Consider the following 9,299-nt stretch of genomic DNA (forward strand, 5'->3'; position numbering starts at 1 on the left):
ACGGCGCGCCGTGCCGCTGCGGTGGGCCGTTGGTGCTGAGCACCGCCGCGGTGAGGTCGCCGCCGCGCGGAACGCCGAGCCGGCCGTCGGCGGTGAGGCGCTGCCCGGGGAGCAGGCCCTGCCACGCCGGGTCGGTCGCCAGGACGAGCAGCCGTACGGTGGCGTGGATCTGTCGACCGTCCGGGCCGGTGAGTCGGACCAGTTCGGTCGACACCAGCAACATGCCCGGTCGCCCGGCGGAACGGATCGGGCGCGGATCGTCCCGGACGACGAGGTCGGCGGTGATCGGAGCGCGTTGCTCGGCGAGGGCACGGATCGCCGGCGCGTCGCGGACGGCGAGGCGGGCGGCGGTGGCCGCACCACCGCAGACCACGCCGAGGCCGACCGCCACGGCCACCCACCCGTAGCGCCGCACCACGGCTCGGGGACGGCCGAGGCGACCGAGCAGATGCGCAGCACCAACCGCAGTCAGCCCGGCCGCAGCACCGGCCACCAGCACGACTGTGCGGCTGCCGAGGTGCAGGCCGGCGAGTGCGGTGAGCCAGGCCGCCACGGCGAGCCCGGCCAGTCGCAGATCCGGCGGCTCGGACTCGCTCATACCGTCACCAGATCCTTGAGCTGCTCGTAGCGGGCATCGCCGATCCCGTCGACCTGGCGTAGGTCGCCGACGGACTTGAACCCGCCGTGCTGATCTCGATGGGTGAGGATCCGTTGGGCGAGCACCGGCCCCACGCCGGGCAGCGCGTCGAGCTGCGCCAGTGTCGCGGTGTTGAGGTTCAGCGGCCCGGCGGCGGGAGCCGCGCCGCCCGCCGCAGGCCCGGCCGTACCGCCCGGCATCGGCGGTGGCGTCACCCCGACCACGATCAGCTCGCCGTCGGTGACCTTTCGGGCGGGGTTGAGCAGCGCCACGTCGACCCCGGGCAGCGCGCCGCCGGCCGCCTGCAGCGCGTCGGCGAGACGGGACCCGGCCGGCAGGCGTACCAGACCGGGTTTTCGGACCTTGCCGGCGACCGCCACCACCAGCTCGCCGGAGCCAGACATGCTGGGGTCGGCCGCGGGCGCGGCCGACACGGCGTCGCTGACCAGCGGGGCGACCGGCTCCGACTGCGGCCGGGCCTGCCACGCCCAACCTGCCGCACCCACGACCACCACCACGGCGACCACCGCCAACGCCCGCACGCCCCGTCGCCCAGGGTCGAACGCCCCCGGGCCGGGCAACCGCGACTCGGGCGGGACCGCAAGGCCGCCCGAGGCCGACTCCGCGACCGGCGCAGTGGACCGGTCCGCAGGCTGCACACCGACCAGGGACGACGGGGGTACGCCCGCGAGCGGCGCCTCCGGCCGGGGCAGCGGTGCGACAGCCGCCTCCGTCAGCCGGCGCAGGCGCTGGCGTACCTCTGTCTCCTCGTCGTGCGACACAGCGCGACGCTATGGCGGCGGCCGGGACGGTGGTTGACGACGGCGCCGTCCTGTGGACAAGCATCGCCACTGTGGACAACGCCCTGATCATGCCCCGATCTGCTATGCGGGCGTCGAACGTGGGCCCGTGGCCGGGGCGAGTGCGAAGTAGAGTACCTCTTGTCGATCTTGAAGGGTCCGACCACGGAGGTGGCTCAGATGCGGGCTCGACTACGGCAGATACACGTCGACGGGCACACCTTCACGTGGCGCGCGGCGCTGCACAGCGTGCAGGTCAACGGATTCCACCACCGCGCCGTCTACGTTCGCGCCTGGGGATCCGGCGGCAAGAACGGCCAGAAACTCGAAGCGGATCTGCTGTCGGCACCCGGCCCGTACGTTGTCGACGACGGCTACCCCACACCCGCCGACGTGCGGGCGGTCATCATCTGTGGCCTGAAGAGTGGTTGGCAGCCAGAGCAGCGGGGCGGAACGTTCGTGCTGTCCGATCGCGAGCATGGGGCCAACTTCGCGGCGTCGGGGTTCCAGCTGACCAATCCCGTACGCCCGGGCGAGAGCGCGGACCCCACCACCCACGAGGCTCAGCAGCGAGGCTGACGGCCGGTGGGGCAACCGCGCCCGACCGGCCGTCGGGCCTGCTACAGGTACGGCCGAGTGATGATCTCGATGGCGTGGCCGGCCGGATCGAAGAAGTAGAAGCCCCGCCCACCGTGCTCGGTGTTGGTCTCCCCCTCCCGCTTCAGCTGCGGGTCGGCCCAGTACGTGATGCCCCGCCCCTCGACGAACGCCAGACACCGCACGAACAGCTCGTCGTCGACGAGGAACGCGTAGTGCTGCATCTGAATGTCCACCGGCGGCTCGGCGAACTGGAGCAGCACACCCTCATCCAGCTGCACGTTGGCGAACGGCCCCCACGAAGGCGCCTCCGGCAGCTCGAACAACTCCCGGTAGAACGCGGCCGAGGCGCTCTTGTCCTTGCTGGCGATGATGGTGTGGTTGAACGTGACTGTCATCCGTACCGTCTTCTTCCCGGTCGATCCGAAGACCCGACCGGAGGCCCACAGCGTTCACCCAGCCACGCAGATGACGAAGCCCCGAGGGCACCGACGCCCCGGATCCCGCACGAGAGACGCGTACATCGCGTCGATCTCGGCGTGGTGGCTGAAGTAGCCAGAACCTCCGGGGGGTAGGCCCATCTGGGGCGCGCACGGAGGCTAACACAGCGGCGCGGGCAGGATCATTCACCGTTTCTGGAGCATGACCGAGGCGACTTCCGCCATGAGCGCCAACGCCCAGTCGAGTTGTCGGCACTCGCTGCGTCCTCGGCACTCCAGGCACCCGCCTGCCCGCCACGGCCGGTCGAGCGCCCGGGTCCAGTGAGCATCCAGCACCCGCTTGGCCATGAACAGTTCGGTCGCCGTGGACACCGGTTCATCGATTGGCATGTTCGGCGCCTCCGCGCGATCCGAAGTAGCCCGCCCTGGGGGCCGAAGCCCTTGCGATGAACTCCCTCAGGGCGGGCAGACCGGATACGTCAGGAGTGCTGAAGTCCAGGAGCACCCGGTCACTGTCTCACTGTATCCACTGTCTCAGTGTAGTCAAGTTCTCACTATCTCCACTTTGCTGCGTTGCCGCCTTGTCTCGATCACGCCCGGGCTGGAAACATGATCTCCGCTGAAGTCCGGGAGAGCCGCCCATGCCGACGAGACCACCGCACTACCGCCGCGTGGCGGATGACATCGAGCAGAAGATCCGCTCAGGCGAATACTCGCCTGGCCAACAACTGCCATCGGTGTCCGAGATCGGTGAGCTGTACAACGTGGCCCGCTCCACGGCCTACCGAGCCGTCAAGGAGCTGCACGAGCGGAACCTGATCTACGGTCAGCAGGGCCAGGGCGTCTTTGTCGCCGACAGCTAGAAGGCGAGCGATCTAGGCGGTCAGCGGGCCTCTGGGTCGAGGCCGAGCACGGCTCGTCCGCCGTCCACCGGCAGCGTCACCCCGTTGACGAAGCTCGCCGCGGGCGACAGCAGGTACGCGACCGCCTCGGCCACCTCCTCGGCCCGCCCGATGCGGCCCACCGGGTGCAGCCGGGTCAGCTCGGCGTCGATCCACTGGGCCTGGGTGGGCTCCTGCGTGGCGAGGAATTCGGCGTGCCGCTCGGTGGCGATCGAGCCGAGCGCGACCGCGTTGGCCCGGATGCCGTGCCGCCCGTACTCGACGGCCAGCGCCCGGGTCAGCCCTTCCACGGCGGCCTTCGCTGTCGCGTACGGCAGGGCGCCGGACACCGGTCGGCGGGCCTGGTGCGACGAGACGTTGACGATCGCGCCGCCGGCGGCGCGGGCCAGGAAGCGGCGGACGGCGACCGCGGCGCCCACCACGGCCGGGCGCAGGTTCAACCCGATCAGGTCCAGCACCGTGTCGGCCGACGCGGAGTGCAGCGTGGCATCCCGGAACACCGCTGCGTTGTTCACCCAGCCGGTCAGCGGCGCAGCGCGTTCCGCCAGTTCGGCGGCGCGCTCGGCCACCTGCTCGTCGGCGGCGTCGCCGACCACCGCGACGAGCCGATCGGCGGCCGGATGGTCGGCCAACCAGTCGACCGCGTCGGCGTCGCGTTCCAGGACGACGATGGTGGCACCGGTCGCCACCAGCCGTTCCACCACGGCCCGGCCGACACCGCGACCACCGCCGGTCACGACGCACGACGTGGCCACGGCTCAGGCTTCCGGTCGGCGGTGGACGACCACGCAGGCCAGGCCAGGCCCGGCGTGCGCGGCGACGACGGCACCCGCCTCGGAGACGTACGTGTCGTGCAGCCGGTCACCGAACCGCTCGGTCAGCGCGGTCCGCAACGCCTCGGCCCGTTGCGGCGCGGCCAGGTGGTGCACCCCCAGATCCACGTCGTCGTCGCCGGCCGCCTCGACGGCCAGGTCCACGAGCCGGGCCACTCCCCGGCTGGCGGTGCGGACCTTCTCGCGCAGCACGATCGCCCCGTCCGGCATGTGCATGATCGGCTTGACGGACAGCGCGGTGCCGACCAGCGCCTCGGCGGCGTTGATCCGGCCGCCCCGGCGGAGGAACTCCAGCGTGTCGACGTAGAACCAGACGGTGGTGCGGGCGATGGCGGCGAGCGCCGCGTCGCGTACACCGGCAAGGTCTGCGCCGGCCTCGGCGGCGGTGGCGGCGGTGATGGCCGGAAAGCCCAGCCCCATGCCCGTCGAGCGGCTGTCCACGACCTCGACCCGGCCGTCCAGTTCGGCGGCGGCCAGCCGGGCGGCCTCCACCGTGCCGGACAGCGCCGCGGAGATGTGCACCGAGACGACCCCGTCGGCGCCGGCGTCGAGCAGTCGGCGGTACGTCCGGGCGAACTGCTCGGGCGCCGGGCGAGAGGTGGTCGCCGTGACCCGGCGGGCACTCAGTGCCAGGGTCGCGTCGGCCGGCTGGGTCTCCACCCCCTCCAGCCCCTCCGCGCCGTTGAGCACGACGGTCAACGGCACGACGGTCAGCCGGTGCGCCTGCACCAGCTCGGGCGGAAGGTAGGCGGTGGAGTCGATGACAACCGCGACGGGCATGCCCGGCACGCTAGCCGATCGAGGCCGCGAACGCCGAGGCGCGAGTGCTCAGACCGCGTCGACGGCGACCGGGGCGGTGATCAGGCCGACGTTGTGCGCCCGCAACTGCCACCCGCGGACGTCGTCGTGGCGCAGCTCGGTCCAGTGGCAGTTGGCCAGCGACCCGATGGTGCGCAGCACGGCAGTGTCCCAGCCGAGCAGGCGACCGATGCCCTGCCGGGAGCCACCACCGTGAGTGGCGATCACCACGGTGCCACCCGAGGCCAGGTCGGCTGCCTCCTGTAGCCCGGCACCCACCCGCTCGCCGAGGTCGTGCAGGGGCTCCAGATCCGCGCCCGGGTCGGGGTCGCCGGCCCGCCAGCGCGCGTACTCCTCGGGGAAGCGCTCGGCGACCTCGGTGAGGTGCAGACCCTGCCACTGGCCGAAGTGCCGCTCGCGCAGCCTCGCGTCGGTGCGTACCGGCAGCCCCGTGAGCGCGGCGAGCGCGTCGGCGGTCTCCGCGGCGCGGCTCAGGTCGCTGGCCACGATGGCGTCGGGCCGCCGCGCCGCGAGCAGCGGGGCGGCGGCGCGGGCCTGGTCGCGGCCAAGCTCGTTGAGGGGTACGTCGAGCTGCCCCTGGACACGGTTGGCGGCGTTCCAGTCGGTGTTGCCGTGCCGCCAGACGATCAGTCGGGTCATTCGGCGGCGGCGGACCCGCTGGCGTCGGCCTCGACCAGGTCCCGATCGACGAACGGGATGGTGGGGCAGTCCTTCCAGAGGCGGTCGAGCCCGTAGAACTCCCGCTCCTCGGTGTGCTGGACGTGCACCACGATGTCGACGTAGTCGAGCAGCACCCAGCGACCACCACGCTCGCCCTCGCGCCGCACCGGCTTCGCCTTCTCCGGCAGCTCCAGCAGGCTCTCCTCGATGGCGTCGACGATGGCCAGCACCTGACGCTCGTTGGGGGCGGCGGCGAGCACGAACGCGTCGGTGATGGCGAGCTGGTCGCCGACGTCGATGATCGTGATGTCCTGCGCCTTCTTGTCGGCGGCGGCCTGGGCGGCCGCGATAGCCAGCTCGTGAGCGCGTTCGGAAACTGTCACCGTTCTCCTTCGATCAAGCGTGCGATCCTCCAAGCGTCTCATACCCGGCGGCACCCCGATCGTGCAGTTCTGGTCGGTTAGGTGCATGAACCTGGGCATAGCGGGTGCGCTCAGCGCTGATAGAGGCTCCGCTTGGCGATGTACTGCACCACACCGTCGGGCACCAGATACCAAACCGGCTCACCCCTGGCGACCCGAGCGCGACAGTCGGTCGACGAAATCGACATCGCGGGCACCTGGATCAGGCTGACAGTATCCGCCGGGAGGTGCTTGTCCGTCAGCGGGAAACCCGGCCGGGTCACGCCGATGAAGTGGGCCAGTTCGAAGATCTCGTCCAGGTCTTTCCAGGACAGGATGCGTTGCAGAGCGTCCGCGCCGGTGATGAAGAACAACTGCACCTTCGGGCCGTACTCAGCGTGCAGGTCACGCAACGTGTCGACCGTGTAGGTCGGCCCACTCCGGTCGATGTCGACCCGGCTGACCTGGAAACGAGGGTTGGAGGCGGTGGCGATCACGGTCATCAGGTACCGGTCCTCGGCCGGGCTGACCGGCTCGTCGGCCTTCTGCCAGGGCTGACCGGTGGGAACGAAGACCACCTCGTCCAAGCCGAACCGGTCCGCCACCTCGCTGGCCGCCACGAGGTGCCCGTGGTGGATCGGGTCGAAGGTGCCACCCATGATCCCGATCCGCCGGATATCTTCCTCCACCCAATGATCGTAGGCCGAGCGTCCTGGCCGACCGTCCCGGCCCGGCAGGTGGCCCGGCCTCGGGCGGTGGAACCCCGGTGATCCACTCGGCTTTCCGGAAGTCGGCCCATCCCGGCGTTCCAGACACCGCGACTTCCTCAAAACCGAGTCGATCACGGGAAGCAGGGGGTCGCGGCATCCTCGACCGTCGGCGTATATTCGTGGACGAGTAACCGTCGACGAGCGAGGGGAATCATCGTGCCGAAGCGGCGCAAGGTCGGCAATCTGCTGGCGCTGGCCGTGCTGTCCGCCCTGGCCCAGCGACCGATGCACCCGTACGAGATCGCCACCGCACTGCGCGCCTGGGGCAAGGACCAGGACATGGAGTTCAAGTGGGGGTCCTTCTACACGGTGATCGGCAACCTGGACAAACACCACCTGATTGAGGCGGTGGAGAGCGTGCGCGAGGGTCGACGCCCGGAACGCACGGTCTACCGGATCACCGACGCGGGGCGGGCGGAGCTGGTCGACTGGGCCCGCGAGCTGGTTTCCACCCCGATGGCGGAGCATCCCCGTTTCCGGGCCGGGTTGTCCGTGCTCGCCGCGCTGCATCCCGACGAGGCCACCGACCTGCTGCGGCAACGGCTCGACCTGCTGGAGGTCGCGATCCGGCAGGACCGCGGGGTGCTCGACGCGCACCTGCGGGAGATTCCGCGGCTGTTCCTGGTGGAGTCGGAGTACGACCTCGCCATGCGGGACGCGGAGGCGGCCTGGCTGCGGGCACTGCTCGCGGAGCTGACCTCGGGGAGCTACCCCGGGTTGGACACCTGGCGGACCTTCCACGAGACCGGCGAGATGCCGGCCGAGCTGACCGAGTTGGCCGAGAGAACGAACACCCCGAAGGCCAGCCGCGACAGCACCGACAGCACCGACAGCACCGACAGCACCGACAGCACCGACAGCACGAGCACCAGCAGCCGGAGAACCGACACCGCCGGCTGAGGAACGGCCCCGGCGAGGTGCGCCAACACCTCACCGGGGCCCTGACCCCGAACCGACGCCTGGGAAGGCACCCGGCCCGAAGCGGCAACCACGAGGATAACCGGGCTCCCTCCCAGGTCCGCGCACCCGCGCACCGACCACACAGGTCCGCGCCCGCGCACCGACCACACCAGGTCCACGCGCCCGCGCACCGACCACACCCAGGGAGAGAGCATGACCACGGTACGAACCGCGATCGTCATCGGCGGTGGCATCGCCGGGCCGGTGACAGCGCTCGCGCTGCGCCGCGCCGGCATCACCGCAACCCTCTACGAGGCGTACCCGACCACGGCCAGCGGCATCGGCGGCACCCTCGCCCTCGCGCCCAACGGAGTGGCGGCTCTGCGGACGGTCGACGCCCACGAGGCGGTGACGGCGATCGCCACCCCGATCGGACGCAGCGCCCTGGCCGTCGGCCGCCGCCGCATCGACATGCCCACCCTCACCGGGGTGCCGCCGCTGCACGTGGTGCATCGGGCCGAGCTGTACCAGGTGCTGCACGACCAGGCATTCGCTGAGGGCGTGTCGTTCGCCTACGGCAAGCGGCTGGTCGACGCCGAGCAGACCGGCGACGCCGTAACCGCACGTTTCGAGGACGGCAGCACCGCGAGCGCCGACATCCTCGTCGGCGCGGACGGGATCCGCTCCACGGTGCGGGGTCTCATCGACCCGGCCGCGCCCGGTCCCCGGTTCACCGGACTGCTCGGCTTCGAGGCGGTCGCCCGACACGAGGTGGACGCCGAGCCCGGCACGATGACGTTCGCGTTCGGGCGACGCGGCTACTACTTGTACTGGCCGGAGCCCGGCGGCGGCACCCGGTGGGGGGCCAACCTGCCGCAGCAGCGGCCGATGAGCCTCGTCGAGGCCCGGGCGGTGCCGGCGGAGCAGTGGCTGGACACGCTGCGCGCCACCTACGGCGACGACGACCCGGGCCGGGAGCTGGTCGCGACCAGCAGCGCCGACCAGCTTCAGGTGGTCGGGTCGTTGCAGATCATGCCGCCCGTGCCGCACTGGCATCGGGGCCGGATGGTGCTGGTCGGCGATGCGGCGCACGCGCCGTCGAACAGTTCGGGGCAGGGCGCGTCACTGGCCATCGAGAGCGCGGTGCAGCTCGCCCGCTGCCTGCGCGACCTGCCGGACGTCCCGGCGGCGTTCGCCGCGTACGTTCGGCTGCGTCGTACCCGGGTGGAGAAGGTCGCCGCCCGCGCGGCCCGGATCAACCATGCGAAGGCCCCGGGTGCGGTCGCGCGGACGCTGATGCCGTTGCTGATGCCGCTGATGGTGCGCACGGTGCTGGACCCGGAGAAGACCGTCGCCGACGAGCAGCGTTACGTCATCGACTGGGACGCGCCGGTCACGGCGGAGCCCGCCCTGCGCTGAACTGTGGTCGCGGGGTGGCCGGCCAGCCACCCCGCACGGCCACCCCGCGTCGGCCCACCCCGACCACCCAACCCTCGCCGGGCAGCCGAGGTCAGCCGGGCCGCGCTGGCCGGGCCGCGCT

General features: G+C 71.6%; 12 protein-coding genes and 1 pseudogene. 4 read left to right on the top strand and 9 right to left on the bottom strand.

Annotated features, from left to right (window positions below; genetic code table 11):
- Both PSH25_RS19000 and PSH25_RS19005 read right to left on the bottom strand, forming a co-directional pair.
- Positions 1 to 598: pseudogene (locus tag PSH25_RS19000) on the bottom strand (ComEC/Rec2 family competence protein); the annotation flags it as partial.
- Positions 595 to 1,419 carry a ComEA family DNA-binding protein gene (locus tag PSH25_RS19005; protein ID WP_238660362.1) on the bottom strand — a complete coding sequence of 275 codons (825 nt, stop codon included), beginning with the start codon at positions 1,417 to 1,419 and terminating at the stop codon, positions 595 to 597. The gene PSH25_RS19005 and the pseudogene PSH25_RS19000, both read right to left, overlap by 4 nt.
- A gap of 198 nt (positions 1,420 to 1,617) precedes the next feature.
- Here PSH25_RS19005 and PSH25_RS19010 point away from each other — a divergent pair, with 198 nt between their 5' ends.
- Positions 1,618 to 2,016, top strand: a complete 399-nt coding sequence (locus tag PSH25_RS19010) for an integrase (protein WP_238660363.1) — start codon at positions 1,618 to 1,620, stop codon at positions 2,014 to 2,016.
- Positions 2,017 to 2,057: 41 nt separating this feature from the next.
- On the opposite strand, the gene PSH25_RS19015 is transcribed toward PSH25_RS19010, so the two are convergent.
- A complete protein-coding gene (locus PSH25_RS19015; RefSeq protein ID WP_112604312.1) occupies positions 2,058 to 2,432 on the bottom strand; it encodes a VOC family protein in 375 nt (124 codons plus the stop codon).
- A gap of 228 nt (positions 2,433 to 2,660) precedes the next feature.
- Positions 2,661 to 2,864, bottom strand: coding sequence for a hypothetical protein (locus PSH25_RS19020; protein ID WP_238660364.1), 204 nt, complete (start codon positions 2,862 to 2,864; stop codon positions 2,661 to 2,663).
- Positions 2,865 to 3,115: 251 nt separating this feature from the next.
- Here PSH25_RS19020 and PSH25_RS19025 point away from each other — a divergent pair, with 251 nt between their 5' ends.
- A complete protein-coding gene (locus tag PSH25_RS19025) occupies positions 3,116 to 3,337 on the top strand; it encodes a GntR family transcriptional regulator (RefSeq protein WP_091409860.1) in 222 nt (73 codons plus the stop codon).
- A 20-nt stretch (positions 3,338 to 3,357) separates the two neighbouring features.
- On the opposite strand, the gene PSH25_RS19030 is transcribed toward PSH25_RS19025, so the two are convergent.
- The 5 genes from PSH25_RS19030 to nadD all read right to left on the bottom strand — a co-directional run bounded on the left by PSH25_RS19030 (position 3,358) and on the right by nadD (position 6,778).
- Positions 3,358 to 4,113: an SDR family NAD(P)-dependent oxidoreductase gene (locus PSH25_RS19030; RefSeq protein WP_238660365.1), complete on the bottom strand. Its 756-nt coding sequence runs from the start codon at positions 4,111 to 4,113 to the stop codon at positions 3,358 to 3,360.
- Positions 4,114 to 4,134: 21 nt separating this feature from the next.
- Positions 4,135 to 4,989: a DegV family protein gene (locus PSH25_RS19035; protein ID WP_238660366.1), complete on the bottom strand. Its 855-nt coding sequence runs from the start codon at positions 4,987 to 4,989 to the stop codon at positions 4,135 to 4,137.
- A 48-nt stretch (positions 4,990 to 5,037) separates the two neighbouring features.
- Positions 5,038 to 5,667: a histidine phosphatase family protein gene (locus PSH25_RS19040; protein WP_238660367.1), complete on the bottom strand. Its 630-nt coding sequence runs from the start codon at positions 5,665 to 5,667 to the stop codon at positions 5,038 to 5,040.
- A complete protein-coding gene (rsfS, locus tag PSH25_RS19045; RefSeq protein ID WP_030336526.1) occupies positions 5,664 to 6,071 on the bottom strand; it encodes a ribosome silencing factor in 408 nt (135 codons plus the stop codon). Before rsfS ends, PSH25_RS19040 begins: the two co-directional genes overlap by 4 nt.
- A 110-nt stretch (positions 6,072 to 6,181) precedes the next feature.
- A complete protein-coding gene (gene nadD, locus PSH25_RS19050) occupies positions 6,182 to 6,778 on the bottom strand; it encodes a nicotinate-nucleotide adenylyltransferase (protein WP_238660368.1) in 597 nt (198 codons plus the stop codon).
- 237 nt (positions 6,779 to 7,015) lie between these two features.
- Between nadD and PSH25_RS19055 the strand changes: the two genes are divergently transcribed.
- Together PSH25_RS19055 and PSH25_RS19060 are read left to right on the top strand one after the other, a co-directional pair.
- Complete coding sequence (locus PSH25_RS19055) at positions 7,016 to 7,759, top strand: PadR family transcriptional regulator (protein ID WP_238660369.1); 744 nt, start codon at positions 7,016 to 7,018, stop codon at positions 7,757 to 7,759.
- A gap of 213 nt (positions 7,760 to 7,972) precedes the next feature.
- Positions 7,973 to 9,178: an FAD-dependent monooxygenase gene (locus tag PSH25_RS19060; RefSeq protein ID WP_238660370.1), complete on the top strand. Its 1,206-nt coding sequence runs from the start codon at positions 7,973 to 7,975 to the stop codon at positions 9,176 to 9,178.
- Positions 9,179 to 9,299 lie beyond the last annotated feature (121 nt).

The sequence above is a fragment of the Micromonospora foliorum genome, assembly GCF_022229015.1.
In the GTDB taxonomy this organism is placed as follows: Bacteria; Actinomycetota; Actinomycetes; order Mycobacteriales; family Micromonosporaceae; genus Micromonospora; species Micromonospora foliorum.

Excerpts from the sequence above, each read along its gene's own strand:
- PSH25_RS19040 (WP_238660367.1), bottom strand. The coding sequence starts at position 5,667 with ATGACCCGACTGATCGTCTGGCGGCACGGCAACACCGACTGGAACGCC.
- PSH25_RS19010 (WP_238660363.1), top strand. The coding sequence starts at position 1,618 with ATGCGGGCTCGACTACGGCAGATACACGTCGACGGGCACACCTTCACG.
- PSH25_RS19015 (WP_112604312.1), bottom strand. The coding sequence starts at position 2,432 with ATGACAGTCACGTTCAACCACACCATCATCGCCAGCAAGGACAAGAGC.
- PSH25_RS19025 (WP_091409860.1), top strand. The coding sequence starts at position 3,116 with ATGCCGACGAGACCACCGCACTACCGCCGCGTGGCGGATGACATCGAG.
- PSH25_RS19060 (WP_238660370.1), top strand. The coding sequence starts at position 7,973 with ATGACCACGGTACGAACCGCGATCGTCATCGGCGGTGGCATCGCCGGG.
- PSH25_RS19020 (WP_238660364.1), bottom strand. The coding sequence starts at position 2,864 with ATGCCAATCGATGAACCGGTGTCCACGGCGACCGAACTGTTCATGGCC.
- PSH25_RS19035 (WP_238660366.1), bottom strand. The coding sequence starts at position 4,989 with ATGCCCGTCGCGGTTGTCATCGACTCCACCGCCTACCTTCCGCCCGAG.